Annotated in this window: 20 protein-coding genes, 2 tRNA genes, 3 rRNA genes and 1 riboswitch; of the genes, 24 read left to right on the top strand and 1 reads right to left on the bottom strand. The window is 45.1% G+C overall.

Features of this window, described 5'->3' with window-relative positions:
* The first annotated feature begins 13 nt into the window (after positions 1 to 13).
* The 19 genes from ACXADT_RS02130 to rrf all read left to right on the top strand — a co-directional run bounded on the left by ACXADT_RS02130 (position 14) and on the right by rrf (position 15,029).
* A complete protein-coding gene (locus ACXADT_RS02130) occupies positions 14 to 1,345 on the top strand; it encodes a CpaF family protein (protein WP_474833110.1) in 1,332 nt (443 codons plus the stop codon).
* The gene (locus tag ACXADT_RS02125; protein WP_474814501.1) at positions 1,342 to 2,271 is read left to right on the top strand and encodes a type II secretion system F family protein; all 930 of its coding nucleotides are present in this window, start codon (positions 1,342 to 1,344) and stop codon (positions 2,269 to 2,271) included. The genes ACXADT_RS02130 and ACXADT_RS02125 overlap by 4 nt, the downstream gene beginning before the upstream one ends.
* Positions 2,272 to 2,274: 3 nt before the next feature.
* Positions 2,275 to 3,216: a type II secretion system F family protein gene (locus ACXADT_RS02120; protein ID WP_474833108.1), complete on the top strand. Its 942-nt coding sequence runs from the start codon at positions 2,275 to 2,277 to the stop codon at positions 3,214 to 3,216.
* A 42-nt stretch (positions 3,217 to 3,258) separates the two neighbouring features.
* A complete protein-coding gene (locus tag ACXADT_RS02115) occupies positions 3,259 to 3,465 on the top strand; it encodes a hypothetical protein (protein ID WP_474814499.1) in 207 nt (68 codons plus the stop codon).
* 6 nt (positions 3,466 to 3,471) lie between these two features.
* Entirely contained in the window at positions 3,472 to 3,861 is a 390-nt protein-coding gene (locus tag ACXADT_RS02110; protein ID WP_474833107.1) for a TadE/TadG family type IV pilus assembly protein, read from the top strand.
* The gene (locus tag ACXADT_RS02105) at positions 3,858 to 4,532 is read left to right on the top strand and encodes a pilus assembly protein TadG-related protein (RefSeq protein ID WP_474833106.1); all 675 of its coding nucleotides are present in this window, start codon (positions 3,858 to 3,860) and stop codon (positions 4,530 to 4,532) included. Before ACXADT_RS02110 ends, ACXADT_RS02105 begins: the two co-directional genes overlap by 4 nt.
* 21 nt (positions 4,533 to 4,553) lie before the next feature.
* Positions 4,554 to 5,996 (top strand): hypothetical protein, encoded by a 1,443-nt coding sequence (locus ACXADT_RS02100; protein ID WP_474833104.1) that lies wholly within the window; start codon positions 4,554 to 4,556, stop codon positions 5,994 to 5,996.
* A gap of 23 nt (positions 5,997 to 6,019) precedes the next feature.
* Complete coding sequence (locus tag ACXADT_RS02095; protein ID WP_377891776.1) at positions 6,020 to 6,298, top strand: hypothetical protein; 279 nt, start codon at positions 6,020 to 6,022, stop codon at positions 6,296 to 6,298.
* A gap of 99 nt (positions 6,299 to 6,397) precedes the next feature.
* On the top strand, positions 6,398 to 6,664 hold the full coding sequence (locus ACXADT_RS02090) for a hypothetical protein (RefSeq protein ID WP_474833102.1): 267 nt from the start codon (positions 6,398 to 6,400) through the stop codon (positions 6,662 to 6,664).
* Positions 6,665 to 6,730: 66 nt separating this feature from the next.
* A complete protein-coding gene (locus ACXADT_RS02085) occupies positions 6,731 to 7,009 on the top strand; it encodes a hypothetical protein (RefSeq protein WP_474833101.1) in 279 nt (92 codons plus the stop codon).
* 34 nt (positions 7,010 to 7,043) lie between these two features.
* Positions 7,044 to 7,340, top strand: a complete 297-nt coding sequence (locus ACXADT_RS02080) for a hypothetical protein (RefSeq protein ID WP_474833099.1) — start codon at positions 7,044 to 7,046, stop codon at positions 7,338 to 7,340.
* A 51-nt stretch (positions 7,341 to 7,391) separates the two neighbouring features.
* Entirely contained in the window at positions 7,392 to 7,676 is a 285-nt protein-coding gene (locus ACXADT_RS02075; protein WP_474833098.1) for a hypothetical protein, read from the top strand.
* Between the two features lie 97 nt (positions 7,677 to 7,773).
* On the top strand, positions 7,774 to 8,064 hold the full coding sequence (locus tag ACXADT_RS02070; RefSeq protein ID WP_474833096.1) for a hypothetical protein: 291 nt from the start codon (positions 7,774 to 7,776) through the stop codon (positions 8,062 to 8,064).
* A gap of 52 nt (positions 8,065 to 8,116) precedes the next feature.
* Positions 8,117 to 9,430 (top strand): VWA domain-containing protein, encoded by a 1,314-nt coding sequence (locus ACXADT_RS02065; RefSeq protein WP_474833094.1) that lies wholly within the window; start codon positions 8,117 to 8,119, stop codon positions 9,428 to 9,430.
* Positions 9,431 to 9,828: 398 nt separating this feature from the next.
* Positions 9,829 to 11,378, top strand: a 16S ribosomal RNA gene (locus ACXADT_RS02060).
* 170 nt (positions 11,379 to 11,548) lie between these two features.
* A tRNA-Ile gene (locus ACXADT_RS02055) sits at positions 11,549 to 11,625 on the top strand.
* A gap of 13 nt (positions 11,626 to 11,638) precedes the next feature.
* Positions 11,639 to 11,714 (top strand) — tRNA-Ala (locus tag ACXADT_RS02050).
* Positions 11,715 to 11,872: 158 nt separating this feature from the next.
* Positions 11,873 to 14,802 (top strand): 23S ribosomal RNA (locus tag ACXADT_RS02045).
* A gap of 110 nt (positions 14,803 to 14,912) precedes the next feature.
* A 5S ribosomal RNA gene (gene rrf / locus ACXADT_RS02040) occupies positions 14,913 to 15,029 on the top strand.
* Together the 16S, 23S and 5S rRNA genes with 2 tRNA genes alongside form the textbook arrangement of a ribosomal RNA operon.
* Positions 15,030 to 15,533: 504 nt before the next feature.
* Here the strand turns inward: rrf and ACXADT_RS02035 are convergent.
* Positions 15,534 to 15,977 carry an Hsp20/alpha crystallin family protein gene (locus ACXADT_RS02035; protein ID WP_270182743.1) on the bottom strand — a complete coding sequence of 148 codons (444 nt, stop codon included), beginning with the start codon at positions 15,975 to 15,977 and terminating at the stop codon, positions 15,534 to 15,536.
* Positions 15,978 to 16,207: 230 nt separating this feature from the next.
* Here ACXADT_RS02035 and ACXADT_RS02030 point away from each other — a divergent pair, with 230 nt between their 5' ends.
* The 5 genes from ACXADT_RS02030 (at position 16,208) to purB (ending at position 20,169) form a co-directional block, all read left to right on the top strand.
* Entirely contained in the window at positions 16,208 to 16,735 is a 528-nt protein-coding gene (locus ACXADT_RS02030; RefSeq protein ID WP_270182742.1) for a DUF2179 domain-containing protein, read from the top strand.
* 3 nt (positions 16,736 to 16,738) lie between these two features.
* Positions 16,739 to 16,933: an NETI motif-containing protein gene (locus ACXADT_RS02025; protein WP_270182741.1), complete on the top strand. Its 195-nt coding sequence runs from the start codon at positions 16,739 to 16,741 to the stop codon at positions 16,931 to 16,933.
* A gap of 80 nt (positions 16,934 to 17,013) precedes the next feature.
* Positions 17,014 to 17,115: riboswitch (purine riboswitch) on the top strand.
* A gap of 142 nt (positions 17,116 to 17,257) precedes the next feature.
* Positions 17,258 to 17,743 carry a 5-(carboxyamino)imidazole ribonucleotide mutase gene (gene purE, locus ACXADT_RS02020; RefSeq protein WP_474833093.1) on the top strand — a complete coding sequence of 162 codons (486 nt, stop codon included), beginning with the start codon at positions 17,258 to 17,260 and terminating at the stop codon, positions 17,741 to 17,743.
* Positions 17,740 to 18,852: a 5-(carboxyamino)imidazole ribonucleotide synthase gene (gene purK, locus ACXADT_RS02015; protein WP_474833091.1), complete on the top strand. Its 1,113-nt coding sequence runs from the start codon at positions 17,740 to 17,742 to the stop codon at positions 18,850 to 18,852. The genes purE and purK overlap by 4 nt, the downstream gene beginning before the upstream one ends.
* Positions 18,853 to 18,876: 24 nt before the next feature.
* Entirely contained in the window at positions 18,877 to 20,169 is a 1,293-nt protein-coding gene (gene purB / locus ACXADT_RS02010; protein ID WP_270182738.1) for an adenylosuccinate lyase, read from the top strand.
* Positions 20,170 to 20,183: the final 14 nt, after the last annotated feature.

Here is a 20,183-nt window from a genome sequence, read left to right as displayed (position 1 = left end):
AGGAGGTGAGTGTATGTCTTGGTTACAACGAGCATCGAATCAAAGTACGCCTCGGTCGAAAGAGTGGGAAGTGACGAACAGCCCTGAAGAAAAATGGGTGAGGCACTACAAAAATCGTTTGATCAAGGAAGCGAATCTTGAAAGTATTACGACCCTTCCCCCAACTGAACGAAAACAAACGATCGAGCGACTCGTAAAGCAGATGATCGATGAAGAGAAAGTAATCATTCCTAGTCAGGAAATGGAGAGGATCATTCAACAGATCATCAACGAATCCGTAGGGTATGGACCTCTTGAAGCATTGCTTCAGGATGATGGCATAACCGAGATCATGGTGAACGGTGCGAACGAAGTGTACATCGAACGCGGCGGAAAGATGCAGGAGACAGATATTCAGTTTAAGGATGATCAGCATATCCGCCATATCATTGACCGCATCATCGCCCCGCTCGGAAGACGGATCGATGAAAGTTCCCCGATGGTAGATGCGAGACTTCCAGATGGAAGCCGTGTGAACGCGGTCATCCCGCCCATTTCACTTGATGGTCCGTCGATTTCGATTCGTAAATTTAACAAAACGCCGTTCACTCTTGAAGACCTTCAGAGTTTTGGGACGTTTACGGATGAAATGGGGCGGTTTCTTCAAGCGGCGGTACAGGCAAAGACAAATATCCTCGTATCAGGAGGAACAGGGAGCGGGAAGACGACGTTACTCAACGTTCTCTCTGATTCGATCCCGCTCGGGGAACGAGTCGTAACGATCGAGGATATGGCAGAACTTCGCTTTTCTTATGAAAACCTTGTTCGGCTAGAAGCGAGGCCTCCTAACATGGAAGGCAAGGGTGAAGTCACGATCCGCCAGCTTGTAAAGAATGCTCTACGCATGCGTCCTGATCGCATTATCGTTGGGGAGGTTCGTGGTTCTGAAGCGATCGATATGCTTCAGGCTATGAATACCGGACACGAAGGATCTCTTACAACCGTCCACGCGAACTCACCTAAAGATGCACTTGGTCGTTTGGAGGCGATGGTTGTCATGTCTGGTCTACCGATAACTGTTGAGATCATTCGTGGTTATTTCGTTGGTGCTCTCGACTTGATCGTGCAAACGTCAAGACAGCCCGATGGTGGACGTAAGGTTGTGAGTATCGCAGAAATTACTGAAGGTGATGGAGAGATCGAAATACATGACATCTTCCGGTACGTACGCGAAGGCGTTACTGCAGATGGCAAGGTGAAAGGGCACTTTGAAGCGACTGGATATAAACCTAAACTAGTCGATCGTTTTAGAGCATATGGTGTTGAACTATCCGATTCGCTGTTCCTTGAGGGGGCGATCGTATGACAATCGCTCTCCTAGCGCTTACCGCTGCGTTTCTTTCATTCTTCCTATTTATCTATTACGTGATGGAAAGCCGCCGAGCGAAGCAGTCAGTAAAGAAGATCGATGAATGGTTTGAAACAGGTGAACAGAACAGAAAGAGTTTCGTAATTCTAATCGGTGATAAATATGATGAATCGGAATTGTCACGAGATTTGGAAAAGAAGCTTGTTCAAGCGAATATTCGCTTGAAGCCGTCGGAGTATATGGGGATCTATTTACTTACTCTTGCCGTGATATGGTTCGTGGGGTTTTTCTTACTAGGTTTACTTCCGCTTATCGCGCTGTTGATCGCCTACTTCTCGGTATGGATCGGGTCGAGACTCTTATTAAACGCGAGGCAAGATAAATTGAACGAAAGCTTCAACAAACAGCTTCCTGAAATATGCAGGATGATGTCAAATTCGATTAAAGCTGGTCAAACGATTCCTCAAGGGATCGAAATGGTAGGTTCAGAGGTGTCAGAACCAGCGGGTCCACAGTTTAGAATAATGGATCAGCAAATAAAGCTTGGAGACGACGTTGAAGAAGTGATGGGACGTTTTCGTGAGAGGTATTCAAGTAAAGAAATCTCAATCTTCGTTAGTACGATCTTGATTCAACGACGCGTGGGGGGGAACCTCGCTGAAGTGCTAGATTTAATGGCTGGAACGATCGAAGAAAGAGGGCGTGTACAAAAAGAAATCCAAACCGCAACAGCGGAGTCGCGTTCGATCGCGTACATCCTTGTGATCATGCCATTCATGATGGCGATCATGATGAACTTGTTCATCGAAGGCTTTCTAAACGTTCTATTCACCACATGGGGGCTACTTCTTTTCGCGATATTTTCACTCATTATGTTTGCGGCTTTCATTCTGATCAAACGGATTTCAAGGATAAGGGTGTAACCTATGAGTTCATTACTAAGTGTATATGCCGGCTTCTTATTTACTTCCATTCTATTCATTTTACTCATCGGATTTATTTATATCTATTTGTATATCAGCAAGAAACATAAGCTAGTTGATCAACTGAAGGTAGAGGAATCTGTTCGACAGAGGCGAGTGAGTTTCAGGCGAAAAATGAGTGACCGCCTCATAAAAGCAGCTGAATATGCAGGACCTACAGGTGTTAAATACGCGTTTTTCTCAGATCGAGAGAAGGATGAAAACCAGCTGATCCAAGCAGGGAACCCGATGGGGCTCCGGCTAGAGAGCTTTTATGGTCTCAGGTTTTTCCTAGGACTGTGCGGGATCGTCGCTGGAATGCTTTACCTTCTTCTAGGACTGCCGCTTGCTTTTGCGATGTTTCTACTTTTGCCGCTCGGGGGCTATTTAGGGCCGAATCTATGGCTATTATTAAAAGCTCGTGAGCGACAAGAAACGATCAGCATGATGATGCCGGACTTTCTCGATACCGTCAGCGTTACGCTTCAGGCAGGTGTTGGGTTAGATGGCGCGCTCCATCAAGTGACAAGGCAGTTCGATGGACCGCTGAGCGAAGAGATCGAACGATTTAATCGAGAAATTGATCTCGGCGTTCCGAGGAAAACCGCTTATGAAAATCTAATCAATCGAAATTCATCTAGAGAGCTAGAGATGCTTGTGAACTCTCTTATCCAGGGATCTACTCTAGGTGTCCCTGTTTCTAAGACATTTGCCATTCAAGCGGATGACCTTCGCGCGACCAGAAGCTTTAAAGCGAAGGAGAAAGCAGCGAAGGCAAGTCCTCAAATTACGTTAGTCACAACATTTTTCGTATTGCCGGGTGTGTTCATCTTGATCATTGGATTGCTTGCTCTGAACGTGATTTACAACCCTGGCGCATTTGGTCTTGATACCTTCTTCAATTAGAAGGTTCAAATAAAAACTAATTACCTAAAAGGAGAGGTTATGATGTTAAACAAACTCGTAATAAAGTCTAAGGAAACGATGAATCAGTACGTAAACAATGAAGAAGGTGCACAGGCTCTTGAGTGGGTAGCACTAGGACTAGTCGTGTTAGCAGTAATGGCAGCTGTTGCTACTGCGGTAGATGGTAATGGAGACGGAATTGCATCTGCTATCGTTGATCGTATCGCTCAAATGATCAGTGACATTTAATTCGCGATGAGAAAGCTTACTTCTTACCTAAAAAATGAGAAAGGGTCACAAACGATTGAATTTTTAGCTGTATTCCCGCTTGTGATCGTGGCGTTTATGATCATCTGGCAGATGGCGCTCGTTGCATATGCGGTTGTTGTCACAGAGTCAGCTGCCAGAGATGGTGCCAGAGCAGCATCGGTAGGTGGGAATGCCCAACAAGTAGCGGAACGATCAGCAGGCGGTTTACAGATTCAATCCGTCAGTTCAGTTGAATCGGGAGAGGACGTTACCGTAACGGTCGTTTCAAGAATACCGACCGTTTCGATCCCTCTCGTTGGTCAGATCAAACTGGATTTTGATGCAGATGCAACGATGCCAATGGAAGAGGATGACGACGAAGGAAGTTTGCCATGACAACATTACGTTCTTATCTAAAAAATGAACAAGGCAACAGTATGCTGCTGATCATGGTAGGCTTACTCGTCGTTTCCATTTTTATCAGCTTCGCTTTCTTTGATTTCTTTAATGTGTTCATCTCAAAACGCGTCAGCCAAACGAGTGCGGACTCGGCGGTACTAGCCGCAGCAAAAGAGGCGAAGAACTCTTATGATAAAGAACTTCGTGAGGAACTCGAAGAGCGGTTAGAAGAACTTGAAGACCGTTTCTCAAGTGAAGAATTAACAGATGACGAGATTGGGAACTGGCTTGAAGATGAAATTGAAGGGAGCGATGATTCGTATCGGTCAACAGTTGAAAAATGGCTTAAAGAAGGTGACAGTGTTGACCTGGATGCGAATGAACTGCTGCTCTTTTTATATGAAGAAGACGAAATTAGCGAGATCGCATGCGACGCTGTAAGAGGAAACATGTCTGATATCGAAGACGCCGCCAATCGCTATGCGAAGAAAAACGGTGCTGATCGAAATGTAAGGGTTGAATTCGATGAGGAAACGTTCAGCATTTTTGTAGAATCAGAACGCAAAGGTTCATACGTGACGGTCGAAGATTCGCAGTTCGACGGCATCAAAGCAGATGCCTCTGCTGGAATCGGTACACCGGTGGGGATCGATATAACATGTAAATAAGTTGAGGGGAGAGGGTGCAGAGTGGCGTTTAAACGACTGATATCTTTCGTGATTCTTCTCTTCATGCTTGCTGCAAGTGTATCTCCCGTCGCTTTAGCCGAGGTTGGGGAACTCGACTATAACAATGATAACCTCAACAAAACGGAAAGTGATGGAGATGCCACTGTAAATGACGGTAAGAAAGATAGTCATTGGTGGGAAGAAATCGGGAACGATATCGGAGACGCTTTTAATAAAGGAAGAGAGTTTCTAGCCCCACTTTTTGATACGGTCGGGGATATGGGGGATGTCATTGCTGGCGGCTGGGATAGGTTCACTGATTGGTCGAGTGATACATGGAATGACTTCAGTAACTGGTCACAAGACACGTGGTCGTCCTTCACAGATTGGTCGGCGAACACATGGGATTCATTTACGGACTGGTCAGCTAACACGTGGGGCGCTTTCGTCGATGGCACGGTCAATACATGGAACGCTTTTACAAACTTCACATCGAATGTCTGGGATGCGACGCCAAACTGGGTAAAATCAACCTTGAGCTTTGTAGGCGTTGGCGCCGGAATCGTCGGTGCTGTCGCTCTTGGCGTAATCAGCGCACCAGTTGCGATCGCAGCTGGAATCGGAGCAGGTATCGCCGGTGGCGCGTATTATCTTATGAATCGAAACAGCGACTATAGTTTTCTAGGCTCACTTGGCTGGACAGCTGGAGGTGCCCTGTTAGGCGGAATTGGACAGGCTACTGGGGCGATTGCGGCTGCTGGGAGAGGGTTGTTGAGTTTAGGGAAGAGTGCATGGGGACATTTGCGATTAGCATATGGAGCCGGTGGTGTGCTTTCAACTATGGCCGAGGGTGCAATCATAGGTGGAGCAGGATCTGGTGTTATTTCAGGCGTAAAAAGTTTTATAACTGGTGATTTCACCTTTGGAAACTTCATGATCGATATTGTTTCAGGGGCTGCGATTGGGAGTTTATTAGCGCCTATGTCCGTATTCGCAGGAAGCCTACTTTCAGCTGGGAAATTCGGCCAATATGCATCTTGGGGGCTCCCGATTGCAACGATTGGAGGGTTAGAGAACTTTGTAGTTGAAGGTCTGAAAGGTGAGTGGGCTTTTGTAGATAACTTTGTCTCTGGCTCTATTGCGGCTATCGCAGGTTACGGATTAATATCTCATATAAGTAAGTGGGTCTTCAGTAATCAAAGGGTGAGTGATTTTCTTAGAAACCCTGCTTCTACAGATGTTTATGAAGAAATTTTTAACAAAGGAACTGAAGATATTATTAAGGATAATGTAAAAAACAATATGAGTGATTCAGAAAAACCGAACCTTAATGATAGATTACAAGATCATAACCAAAACAATGGGAAAATAGATAACTCGGATAAAGCAAGGGATTTAAATAAAATGAGAGATATACACAACTCAAAAACGTATAATATGAAAACCTCAAACATGAAAAATTAGTTATGAAAAAAGGGGGTGTTTAAATGTGGAAAAAAATTTCACTAGCATCGAAAATCTTTTTTGTAGTGACAATAGGTATAGTTTTTATCTATTCTAAATTATTTATAGAAAATGGTAGGTTAGATTTTAATGATAGAATTTTTTTACTGATGGTGATCGTTGTATTTATTTTTGTAGGAGTTATATCAAGTATTAACCTTACTTCACAACATGGAAAAAATATCACATTTCGTTCTGTTATCGGCGGCATTGTTATATTCTTGCTCTTTATTATGTATCGAGCAGCAGTGGAGTTTTTATAAATAAAATTATGTTGATCGATTGATCTCATCAACTTCACAGTTAAGCCAATAAATCTTTGCTGAACTCTCAATCATCTTTAATTATGGAGTGAGAAGTAATTGTGGAAATACTTATCTAAAGCATCAACTATTGTATTTATAGGTGTTATTGTCGTTGTTGCAATTTATTCTCAATTGTTTATTAAAGATGGAGTGTTAGACAACAGCGTTTTTGTGGGAGTCATGGTTGCGGCTTTGTTTGTAAGTGTCATTTCTGGAATTAATTTAACAAGTGAAAATGGGAAAAAGATAACATTCAAATCTGTAGTAAGTGCAATAATATTGCTCGTAATCTTTCTAGTTTATAGGGTCATAGTAGAATTCTAGTTATATATAGTATTCAGCTAGAAATTTTGAAGGCAGCAGAGTTTCTTTAAGGGCGGAGGATAGTTTGTGAAGTGGAAGACGTTATCAAAACTTTCCAATTTTTTATGGATAGGCGGCATCTTATTTATGTTCATTTATGGAGCCGTGTTTATAGAGGATGGGAAGGTAGATGCTACTGACAAAACGGTAATGATTGGTGTAGTGGCAGTTATGCTTTTTGTGGCGGTAGTTTCTAGTATAAACCTTACTAGTGAAGGTGGTAAGAAGATAACAAAGAAGAGTGTGATTGCAGCAATAATCTTTTTGATTTTTTTCACCTTATACCGAATGTCAGTGCAGTTATAGATAAACCCTTAAATAGAATATAGGTGAATGTTAATTGAATAAGGTGTGGGGTGTCATTGAGTCAGTGTGTGTAATAATCATCTTGGGAAGCACAGCTGGACTAGTATTTTCATTGGGAGAATCACAGGGTGGCGGAGTCTATAAAATGACGGAACGTCCACCTTGGTTGATATATGCTGTAATTGGTCTTGGAACAACAATAGTTGTTGGTGTCTTTGCCCATATTAGTAGAAGAGCCGAGGGCGTTAGTATGAAAGTGCGTATACTTCAAACTGCATTGCTTGTATTATTTTTTGCTGGTGCAATAGCTCTTGTTAATATGTTTAGGTGATAAGAGGAAGTGCGAAAGGTTTTAATTTATTAGACGTTTTGGAGAGAAAGTATGAAAAAGTGGCAAAAACTATCAAGGTTTTCTACCTTTCTATTAATTGGAATATTTATAATGATTATTATTTATTCTGAAATGTTTATTAAAAATGGAAAATTAGACTATAACGATAAGTTATTCTTTGCTGTGGTTATTATTGTTTTCCTATTTGTTGGAATCATTTCATCAGTCAATCTAACAAGTCGAAATGGTGAGCAGATAACACGTAAATCTTTCGTTGGTGGAGTTGCGTTATTTTTACTATTTGTACTTTATAGATTAGCTGTAGAGTTTTTATAAGAATTAGCAGTTGGTGAGATGAAATTAATTTTCCTTTCTTATGCACCTGTTTATTTATTTAATAACTCCACGGGCAATACTTCAAGGAGGATAATGAATGAGATGGGGATTAATAGAAGCTATTTCAGGTATTATCGTTATTGGTAGTATCGTTGGGATAGTCTTTACAACAGCAGAACCGACTGGTGGGGGTGTCTATAAAATGACTGAGCGCCCTCCATGGTTAATTTATGCCTCAATGATTGTATTTGTTTTTGCTGTGTTGGGTGTGTTTGCTCATATGAGTAGAAGAAATCCGGGGGATAGTATACTAGTACGTCTAATTCAAACGATATTGATGATACTTTTCCTTGCAGGTATTGTCACCGTGTTAAGTATGTTTAGGTAAAAGTTATTTTTAAAGATAGCTCGTTTATTAACATTATAGGAGGTGCTTACATTTGAAGACATATTCTGTTTTTCTAATTGGGTTAGTTTGTTTACTACTAGCAGCTTGCTCTAATAACGAAGAAAGTGCTAGTCAAAATAACAAAGATAATAAAGATAATAAACAAGAGGAACAGCAGCAGGAAGAGAAAACAGACTTTCCTGAAGCTGCAACAGACGCGGAGAGTATTGTAAAAGGAAGTCCAGGATCCTTAATCAAAAGTGGTAGTGGTAAACAATCCATTAATCCCGATGACATTTTAAAGGAAATTCCTTCTTCTGCTGATGCGGAGACGGCATATAACGGGTTAGTCTCTATGCTTCATGCCGATTACAGTGAGGTTCACGCGGCGTATGAGGATTATAATCCTGAATTTGCAAGTCTTACATCTGATGAAGAAAAGATTGATGAAGAGAATGTTGTGATTTTATTGGATTCTAGTGGGAGTATGGCAGGGCAAGTAAGCGGAGGAACGAAGATGGATCTCGCAAAGGATGCTTTAAAGCGATTTTCTAGTAACTTACCTGAAGAGGCGAATATACTCTTGAGAGCTTACGGTCATAAAGGGAGTAATGATGATAGCGATAAGGAACTCTCTTGTAGTAGTAATGAAGTGTTTTATGATTTGGATACATATGATGAAAACACGTTCAACGAAGCTTTAGGTCAATTCAAACCTACAGGATGGACTCCACTAGGGGATGCGATTGGCTCTGTTCAGTCTGATTTAAAAGGGAAAACTGGAGAACGTGTGAAAAACACAGTTTATATAGTGAGTGATGGTGTGGAAACCTGTGATGGAGACCCTGTGAGTGAAGCGGAAAAGCTTCATCAATCTGATTTAGAGGTAACGGTAAACATCATCGGATTCAATGTAGATACTGAAGGTCGTAGACAGCTTGAAGATGCGGCAGAAGCAGGCGGTGGAGTTTACAAGACTGTTAATTCAAAAGTTGAGCTAAATAACACCCTCAATCAATTATTGAACGATGCCCATAAATCAATTCAAGCAGATCTTGCATCAGCGAAGGCTGATATTGCAGTAAACAAAGAGCATCTTCAAAAGAATAAAGAGGTAGACGAAATCAGAGCAACCTTTAATGATATCGTTCAAACGGAAGAAGACCTATTATATAAAGCAGCTCAAGAGTTGTACTTTGAAGAAAAGATTACAAAGGAAGAAGTAGAGCTCCTCAAAGAGAAAATTACTCAGCGTTCAGATACGCTTCTCGACTATAGCGAGAAAAAGCATGATGAGTTGAGTGAGTCAATAAAGGTAGAGAAAGAGAAAATGTTCGATAAGATCGACGAGAAAACAGCGAGTTAAACAAACGTTTGATTGAATAAGAGAGACCGTACAAGCCAGAGCCGATTTGCTCTGGCTCTTTTTTTAAAAAGAATATCAATCTATGTATTGACCCACTCTATTTTAGCTGATATAGTAGTAAACGTTGTTGCAAAGACAACATCACTTAATTAAAAAAAGGGATTGACACTACTTCGGTAGTCATGTATTATTAATCACGTTGCTTCTTACGGAGCAAACAGATTGTAATAACAATCTCAAAAAAGTTGTTGACAATGACTTAGACGAAATGTTATATTAGTTGAGTCGCTGAAAACGACAAACGAAAGAAACAATTGATCTTTGAAAACTGAACGAAACGCCATGCAAGAAATTGTTTCTACGGAAACAACATTGTTTTAAAGCTAGATTGAACTTTTCTATCGGAGAGTTTGATCCTGGCTCAGGACGAACGCTGGCGGCGTGCCTAATACATGCAAGTCGAGCGGAGAAATGGGAGCTTGCTCCCATTTCTCAGCGGCGGACGGGTGAGTAACACGTGGGCAACCTGCCCTACAGACTGGGATAACTCCGGGAAACCGGAGCTAATACCGGGTAATACGTAGCATCGCATGATGCAACGTTGAAAGTTGGCCTTTGGCTAACACTGTAGGATGGGCCCGCGGCGCATTAGCTAGTTGGTAAGGTAACGGCTTACCAAGGCCACGATGCGTAGCCGACCTGAGAGGGTGATCGGCCACACTGGGACTGAGACACGGCCCAGACTCCTACGGGAGGCAGCAGTAGGGAATCTTCCGCAATGGACGAAAGTCTGACGGAGCAACGCCGCGTGAGTGACGAAGGCCTTCGGGTCGTAAAGCTCTGTTGTTAGGGAAGAACAAGTACCGTTCGAATAGGGCGGTACCTTGACGGTACCTAACCAGAAAGCCACGGCTAACTACGTGCCAGCAGCCGCGGTAATACGTAGGTGGCAAGCGTTGTCCGGAATTATTGGGCGTAAAGCGCGCGCAGGCGGTCTCTTAAGTCTGATGTGAAAGCCCACGGCTCAACCGTGGAGGGCCATTGGAAACTGGGGGACTTGAGTGCAGAAGAGGAGAGTGGAATTCCACGTGTAGCGGTGAAATGCGTAGATATGTGGAGGAACACCAGTGGCGAAGGCGGCTCTCTGGTCTGTAACTGACGCTGAGGCGCGAAAGCGTGGGGAGCAAACAGGATTAGATACCCTGGTAGTCCACGCCGTAAACGATGAGTGCTAGGTGTTGGGGGGTTCCACCCTCAGTGCTGAAGTTAACACATTAAGCACTCCGCCTGGGGAGTACGACCGCAAGGTTGAAACTCAAAGGAATTGACGGGGGCCCGCACAAGCAGTGGAGCATGTGGTTTAATTCGAAGCAACGCGAAGAACCTTACCAGGTCTTGACATCCTCTGCCACTCCTAGAGATAGGACGTTCCCCTTCGGGGGACAGAGTGACAGGTGGTGCATGGTTGTCGTCAGCTCGTGTCGTGAGATGTTGGGTTAAGTCCCGCAACGAGCGCAACCCTTGATCTTAGTTGCCAGCATTCAGTTGGGCACTCTAAGGTGACTGCCGGTGACAAACCGGAGGAAGGTGGGGACGACGTCAAATCATCATGCCCCTTATGACCTGGGCTACACACGTGCTACAATGGACGGTACAAAGGGCAGCGACACCGCGAGGTGAAGCGAATCCCATAAAGCCGTTCTCAGTTCGGATTGCAGGCTGCAACTCGCCTGCATGAAGCCGGAATTGCTAGTAATCGCGGATCAGCATGCCGCGGTGAATACGTTCCCGGGCCTTGTACACACCGCCCGTCACACCACGAGAGTTTGTAACACCCGAAGTCGGTGAGGTAACCTTTTGGAGCCAGCCGCCGAAGGTGGGACAAATGATTGGGGTGAAGTCGTAACAAGGTAGCCGTATCGGAAGGTGCGGCTGGATCACCTCCTTTCTATGGAGAATTACGAGGCAACATTGGTTGCCAAACTTGCATGAGCGTTTCGTTCAGTTTTGAAAGAGCAATAGTTCTTTCATGAAAAGGTTTGTTTTGATGAAGAGCAAGTCTCTTCTAAGAAACACCTCCGGCTAATGGCTATGTCGGAGTATTTACCTTTCTTTTGTGGGCCTGTAGCTCAGCTGGTTAGAGCGCACGCCTGATAAGCGTGAGGTCGGTGGTTCGAGTCCACTCAGGCCCACCATAAAAGAATTTCTGGGGCCTTAGCTCAGCTGGGAGAGCGCCTGCCTTGCACGCAGGAGGTCAGCGGTTCGATCCCGCTAGGCTCCACCATTTATTTCTTCTATATAAAAGAAGGAAAATGTTCCTTGAAAACTAGATAGCACAAACAACGACATCCAATAATTATTATTTTTTGCGTTATAACTTAGTTAGTCACATCTTACGATGTGCACCGATGACGTTAGAACACTGTTTCTAGCGAAATCTAAGGTTAAGCTACTAAGGGCGCACGGTGGATGCCTTGGCACTAGAAGCCGATGAAGGACGGGACGAACACCGATATGCTTCGGGGAGCAGTAAGTACGCTTTGATCCGGAGATTTCCGAATGGGGGAACCCACCATCCGTAATGGGATGGTATTTACTTCTGAATACATAGGAAGTAAAAGGCATACCCGGGGAACTGAAACATCTCAGTACCCGGAGGAAGAGAAAGCAATCGCGATTTCCTGAGTAGCGGCGAGCGAAACGGAAACAGCCCAAACCAGAGGGCTTGCCCTCTGGGGTTGTAGGACGTCTCATTGGAGTTACAAAGGCACGGATAGACGAAGCGACCTGGAAAGGTCCATCAGAGAAGGTAACAATCCTGTAGTCAAAATCCGCTGCCCTCCGAGACGGATCCTGAGTACGGCGGGACACGTGAAACCCCGTCGGAATCCGGGAGGACCATCTCCCAAGGCTAAATACTCTCTAGTGACCGATAGTGAACCAGTACCGTGAGGGAAAGGTGAAAAGCACCCCGGAAGGGGAGTGAAAGAGAACCTGAAACCGTGTGCCTACAACTAGTTGGAGCCCGTTAATGGGTGACAGCGTGCCTTTTGTAGAATGAACCGGCGAGTTACGATCCCGTGCAAGGTTAAGCCGAGAAGGCGGAGCCGCAGCGAAAGCGAGTCTGAATAGGGCGAAGGAGTACGTGGTCGTAGACCCGAAACCGGGTGATCTACCCATGTCCAGGGTGAAGTTCAGGTAACACTGAATGGAGGCCCGAACCCACGCATGTTGAAAAATGCGGGGATGAGGTGTGGGTAGCGGTGAAATGCCAATCGAACCCGGAGATAGCTGGTTCTCTCCGAAATAGCTTTAGGGCTAGCCTCGCGGCAAGAATCTTGGAGGTAGAGCACTGATTGGACTAGGGGTCCCTACCGGATTACCGAATCCAGTCAAACTCCGAATGCCAACGATTTATCCGCGGGAGTCAGACTGCGAGTGATAAGATCCGTAGTCGAGAGGGAAACAGCCCAGACCACCAGCTAAGGTCCCAAAGTATACGTTAAGTGGAAAAGGATGTGGCGTTGCTTAGACAACCAGGATGTTGGCTTAGAAGCAGCCATCATTTAAAGAGTGCGTAATAGCTCACTGGTCGAGTGACGCTGCGCCGAAAATGTACCGGGGCTAAACGTATCACCGAAGCTGTGGATTGTCTTACGACAATGGTAGGAGAGCGTTCTAAGGGCTGCGAAGTCAGACCGAAAGGACTGGTGGAGCGCTTAGAAGTGAGAATGCCGGTATGAGTAGCGAAAGACAAGTGAGAATCTTGTCCGTCGAAAGCCCAAGGTTTCCTGAGGAAGGCTCGTCCGCTCAGGGTTAGTCGGGACCTAAGCCGAGGCCGAAAGGCGTAGGCGATGGATAACAGGTTGATATTCCTGTACCACCTCCTTTCCGTTTGAACGACGGGGGGACGCAGAAAGATAGGGAGAGCGCGCTGCTGGATATGCGCGTCCAAGCGATTAGGCTGGTGAATAGGCAAATCCGTTCACCGCGAAGGCTGAGTCGTGATGGCGAGGGAATTTAAGTACCGAAGTCCCTGATTCTACACTGCCAAGAAAAGCCTCTAGTGAGGAAAGAGGTGCCCGTACCGCAAACCGACACAGGTAGGCGAGGAGAGAATCCTAAGACGATCGGGAGAACTCTCGTTAAGGAACTCGGCAAAATGACCCCGTAACTTCGGGAGAAGGGGTGCTTCCTCGGGTGAATAGCCCAGGGGAGCCGCAGTGAAAAGATCCAAGCGACTGTTTAGCAAAAACACAGGTCTCTGCCAAGCCGCAAGGCGATGTATAGGGGCTGACACCTGCCCGGTGCTGGAAGGTTAAGAGGAGGGGTTATCCCTTACGGGAGAAGCTCTGAATCGAAGCCCCAGTAAACGGCGGCCGTAACTATAACGGTCCTAAGGTAGCGAAATTCCTTGTCGGGTAAGTTCCGACCCGCACGAAAGGTGCAACGACTTGGATACTGTCTCAACGAGAGACCCGGTGAAATTATAGTACCTGTGAAGATGCAGGTTACCCGCGACAGGACGGAAAGACCCCATGGAGCTTTACTGTAGCCTGATATTGGATTTTGGTACAGCTTGTACAGGATAGGTAGGAGCCATAGAAGCCGGACCGCTAGGTTCGGTGGAGGCGTCGGTGGGATACTACCCTGGCTGTACTGACATTCTAACCCAGCACCGTGATCCGGTGCGGAGACAGTGTCAGGTGGGCAGTTTGACTGGGGCGGTCGCCTCCTAAAGAGTAACGGAGGCGCCCAAAGGTTCCCTCAGAATGGTTGGAAATCATTCGCAGAGTGTAAAGGCACAAGGGAGCTTGACTGCGAGACCTACAAGTCGAGCAGGGACGAAAGTCGGGCTTAGTGATCCGGTGGTTCCGCATGGAAGGGCCATCGCTCAACGGATAAAAGCTACCCTGGGGATAACAGGCTTATCTCCCCCAAGAGTCCACATCGACGGGGAGGTTTGGCACCTCGATGTCGGCTCATCGCATCCTGGGGCTGAAGTAGGTCCCAAGGGTTGGGCTGTTCGCCCATTAAAGCGGTACGCGAGCTGGGTTCAGAACGTCGTGAGACAGTTCGGTCCCTATCCGTCGCGGGCGCAGGAAATTTGAGAGGAGCTGTCCTTAGTACGAGAGGACCGGGATGGACACACCGCTGGTGTACCAGTTGTTCCGCCAGGAGCATAGCTGGGTAGCTACGTGTGGAAGGGATAAGTGCTGAAAGCATCTAAGCATGAAGCCCCCCTCGAGATGAGATTTCCCACAGCGTCAAGCTGGTAAGATCCCTCAGAGATGATGAGGTTGATAGGTTCGGGGTGGAAGCGTGGCGACACGTGGAGCTGACGAATACTAATCGATCGAGGGCTTAACCTAAAAAATTGGAATACGTTGCGAGTGCTATCTAGTTTTCAGGGAATGAAAAGAAGTTCGACTAAGTTCCACCACGTCCTGTGGTGAACATCGAACGACTTACATCCTGTAAGTCTAGTGATGAAGGCGAAGAGGTCACACCCGTTCCCATGCCGAACACGGAAGTTAAGCTCTTCAGCGCCGATGGTAGTTGGGGGCTCTCCCCCTGCAAGAGTAGGACGTCGCTAGGCAAGAGAAAAGTCAGAGCATAGAGCTCTGGCTTTTTTTGATTTGTCTGAATGTGGTGTTGAGTCATCAGGGGTTCCTGAAAAGTGGTTTCGCGGATATAAATCAAAAAGCGCGGATAAATGGCCCGGTTTCGCGGATATAAATCGAAAAGCGCGGATAAAACCTGATTATCGCGGATAAAATGAAAATTTCGCGGATATCCCCCGGATCCCTCGCCCTCAAAAGGTTTTATCTAAATGTGCTTTTAACAAATCAATCGTTACAAACAATGCTGCGCTGATAAAAACTTAAAATCGCCGATAAAAGTACCCTTTTCGCTGATATAATCTCGATTTCGCTGATATCTGCTAAGTAATCGCCGATATGTCAGCAATTTCGCCGATATCCGGTCAAAAAGCAGCTGCCCAAGCACCCAACTGCATCCGAACAATACTAATGCTCACCACAACCCTCAAAAACCCACTAAAAAACAGCTACCGCCCGAACAAACGATAGCCGCTCTCCTTCTATTCTTCACCCGCCTCAGCATCTTTGATCTTTAGACGCTTCTTATCTTCCTTCGAATCGATCAGACGATGGAGGTGAACCATCAGAATACCTCGCTTATACGTCGCATCGATCGGCTTTTCTCTTACTGGGAAAGGTAGCTCGACAATTCGTTCAAATGGTCCGTGCTTATACTCTTCCTGTACATTTCGGTACCCTTTTAGCACCATCTTCGTCTGTCCTTTTACTTTAAGCGTTCGGTAATGGATATAGACATCCACATCCTCAATGTTCGAAACACCAGGGAGATAAACGGTACAGATCAATTCATTACCCGATTCGTACAGGTTCACAAGGGGTCCATTCGATACGAACATATCCTGAAAATCCGTCCAGAAATCATCTCCCATGAATTTGTTCATCTTGTTTTTCCAATCGTACATCTGACTCCAGTAGTCTCCCATGCCGTTCCCTCCTGGGCTTTTTGACAGTATATGCTCCTTCGGAAACTTTGTTAAAACGAGGGTCGTTTAGAAAATAGAAAAAAGTGAATGGAATAGAAAGGACGGATAAAATCAAGCTTGGAAAATTTTTTAAGGAAATTCAAAAAAGAACGCATGCGGTTTTATTATTCGGCGTGTTATGCTAGGTGAAGTTGGAGTTTTATGATTTTGAAAGATGAAGGAGGATCAGTATGTTAGAAAATGGGTTAGTGATGGTAGCCATAATTTTTCTCATTAATATTGTTTATGTATCATTTCTTACGATGCGAACAATACTCACATTAAAAGGACAGCGTTATTTAGCTGCAGCAGCAGGAACAATGGAGATTGCGATCTACGTTATCGGTCTTGGACTTGTACTAGATAACCTTGGTGAAATACAAAATATAATCGCTTATGCACTTGGTTTTGGTGTCGGTATCATCGTTGGAATGAAGATCGAGGAGTATCTTGCGCTCGGGTATATTACGGTCAATGCCATTACGACGAAGCTTGAGGAAGACATTCCAAATAAGCTAAGAGATGTTGGATACGGGGTTACGCATTACCTTGCCCACGGAAGACAAGGAGAGCGTCTTGTGATGCAGATTCTAACATCAAGAAAGTCAGAACGAAAGCTGTATCAAGCCATTGAAGAACTTGATCCGAAAGCATTCGTTATCTCGTATGAGCCGCGTACCTTCCATGGAGGGTTCTGGGTTAGAAAAATTCGGAGGTAGTGTATGGAGAAAAAGCCAAAGAAAAAGAAATTTGAAGTTATGGAAGACGAGTCTTTATCGGATTGCCTGAAGAGAATGGACGATGAAGGGTATATGCCGGTAAGACGTACGGAAGAACCTGTTTTTATCGAACGAAAAGGTGCGAAAGAACCAGAATTATATGGAAGAAAAACAGTGTTCGAAGGGAAATTGAAGTAAAAGACGAACGTTATAATTGAATATAAACGCATCGTTCGATTTTTCGTTGACATTTGAATAATCCTCTTGTTACTATGAAAGAGGATAACAAATCGATACCTCATATAATCTTGGGAATATGGCCCATAAGTTTCTACCCGACGACCTTAAATCGTTGGACTATGAGGGTGAAGTCGTATTCTGTTCATTTCTGTGTCTACAGAGTTGGATGATGATTTTTCGCCCGCGTAGAAGCTTCTTCTAAAGGTTATAGGAGAATTCTATTCGGGCTTCTTTTTTGTTTAAATAAATCGAAAACGAACCTTCCAATAAGGGGGATATAGCATGCAGGCACAAATTGGCGTGATCATGGGGAGCACATCTGATTGGGAAACGATGAAACACACGTGTGAGGTTTTGGATGAACTACAACTACCGTATGAGAAGAAGGTCGTTTCTGCTCACCGTACACCTGAGTTAATGTTTGAGTACGCGGAAGATGCTAGAGGCAGAGGGTTAAAAGTCATCATTGCTGGTGCAGGAGGCGCAGCTCATCTACCAGGAATGGTTGCAGCGAAAACGACACTTCCCGTCATTGGCGTTCCTGTTCAATCGAGAACGTTGAACGGATTAGATTCGCTTCTTTCGATTGTACAAATGCCAGGTGGTGTACCGGTAGCAACAGTCGCGATCGGAAAAGCAGGTGCGAAGAATGCTGGCCTATTAGCAGCTCAAATTCTAAGCACGTTCGATGAAGGTGTTGCATCTCGTCTTGAGGACTATCGTTTGAACATGAAAGAATCGGTACTAGAAAGTAGTGAGACACTATGAGCAAAACGATTTTACCAGGAAGTACAATTGGAATTCTAGGTGGCGGCCAGCTTGGAAGAATGATGGCACTGAAAGCGAGAGAGATGGGCTACCGTATTGCGGTTCTTGAACCGAAGAGTGGTTCGCCTTGCGGTCAAGTTGCGGACGTTGAAGTCGTGTCAGGGTATGATGATCTAGACGGTGCGAGAAAACTTGCTGAAGTGAGCGATGTGATTACATATGAATTTGAAAACATTGCCCATGAAACGGCGAAGTGGCTTGAAGAGAATGCGTATATGCCTCAAGGCGGCGAATTGCTTCGAACGACACAGGATCGCTTTGTAGAGAAAACATCGATCCAAAATGCGGGACTTGAGGTTGCTCCTTTTCAGAAAGTGGATTCGAAAGAAGAGCTTGTCCGTGCATGTGAAGAGATCGGTTTTCCAGCTGTCTTAAAAACACGTACTGGTGGTTATGACGGTAAAGGACAATGGGTCATCAAAGAGAGTGCTGATATCGAAGGGATTGCGTTTCCTGACGCAGCCTGTATCGTTGAAAGCTGGGTTCCGTTCCAAAAAGAGCTATCCGTTGTTGTGACGCGTAGCGTAACGGGCGAGATGACTACATTCCCCGTTGGAGAAAATATTCACGTGAACAACATCCTTCATCAAACGATCGTACCTGCTCGGGTCGATGAATCGATTCAGCAAAAAGCGAGCGAAATCGGAAAGAAGCTTGCTGAAGATATTGACCTTATTGGGACGCTTGCGGTCGAGCTTTTCCTTGAAGGAAACGAATTGTATGTGAATGAGCTTGCACCGAGACCTCATAACTCTGGTCATTATACAATGGAAGCCTGTGAAACATCACAGTTTGAGCAACATATCAGAGCGATCTGTGGTTTACCTCTGGGGGCGACGGAGTTATTGAAGCCCGTCGTGATGGGTAACATACTTGGCCAGCATGTTCAGCCTCTTATGGAGAGCATGAGTGAGCTCAAAAGTGCTAAACTTCATTTGTACGGCAAAGATGAAGCGAAACAGAATCGAAAGATGGGTCATATTAATTTTCTAGCTTCAACGACTGAGGAAGCGGAAAAACAAATGGCGCAATGGAAATTATGGCAGTAGGACAATTGACTAGGAGGATTTAACATGATTGAACGTTATACACGCCCTGAGATGGGTGCGATTTGGACAGAGGAAAACAGATACAAAGCGTGGCTTGAAGTAGAGATCTTAGCATGTGAAGCGTGGGCTGAGCTTGGAATCATTCCGAAAGAAGACGTACAGAAAATTAGAGAGAACGCTGACTTCGACGTAGCGCGTATTCATGAGATCGAAGCAGAGACACGTCATGACGTTGTTGCGTTCACACGAGCTGTTTCAGAAACACTTGGTGAAGAGCGCAAGTGGGTTCATTACGGATTAACGTCGACTGACGTTGTTGATACGGCTCTTTCTTATCAGCTGAACCAGGCGAACGATCTATTGATGAACGATATCGAGAAGTTTATCAATGTATTGAAAGAGAAAGCGCAAGAACATAAATACACAGTGATGATGGGAAGAACTCACGGGGTACATGCTGAACCAACAACATTCGGTTTAAAGATGGCGCTGTGGTATGAAGAAATGAAGCGTAACTTGGAGCGTTTCAAACATGCTGCTGATGGCGTTCGCTTCGGTAAGCTTTCAGGGGCTGTTGGAACATATGCGAATATCGATCCGTTCATTGAACAGTATGTATGTGAAAAGTTAGGGCTGCAGCCTGCCCCGATCTCGACTCAAACGCTTCAGCGTGATCGTCACGCACACTATATGTCAGCACTAGCTTTGATCGCAACTTCGATTGAAAAGTTCGCAGTTGAAATCAGAGGCCTTCAAAAAAGCGAAACGCGTGAGGTTGAGGAGTTCTTTGCGAAAGGGCAAAAAGGCTCATCAGCAATGCCGCATAAGCGTAATCCAATCGGATCTGAGAACATGACGGGAATGGCGAGAGTGATCCGTGGCTACATGACAACAGCATATGAGAACGTACCACTCTGGCATGAGCGTGATATTTCACACTCCTCAGCTGAGCGTGTCATTCTTCCTGACGCAACAATTGCTTTGAACTATATGCTTAACCGCTTTTCAGGTATCGTTTCGAAGTTAACCGTGTTCCCTGAGAACATGAAGCGTAATATGACGAGAACATATGGATTGATCTACAGTCAGCGTGTGTTATTGTCTCTTATCGACAAAGGCATGACTCGTGAAGAAGCCTATGACCTTGTTCAGCCGAAAGCGATGGATGCATGGGAGCGCGGCATTCAGTTTAGAGAATTAGTTGAAGCTGATCCAAAGATCACGAACCAGCTGTCTGCTTCAGAGATCGAGGATTGCTTTGATTACAATTACCATCTGAAGCCAGTCGATATGATTTTCGAACGTCTAGGGTTATAAATCACACGTATCGG

The sequence above is a fragment of the Anaerobacillus sp. ABR4_321 genome (assembly GCF_056158505.1).
The sequence above is the reverse complement of the archived record's forward strand: the minus strand, read 5'-3'. Positions and strand labels throughout refer to the sequence as shown.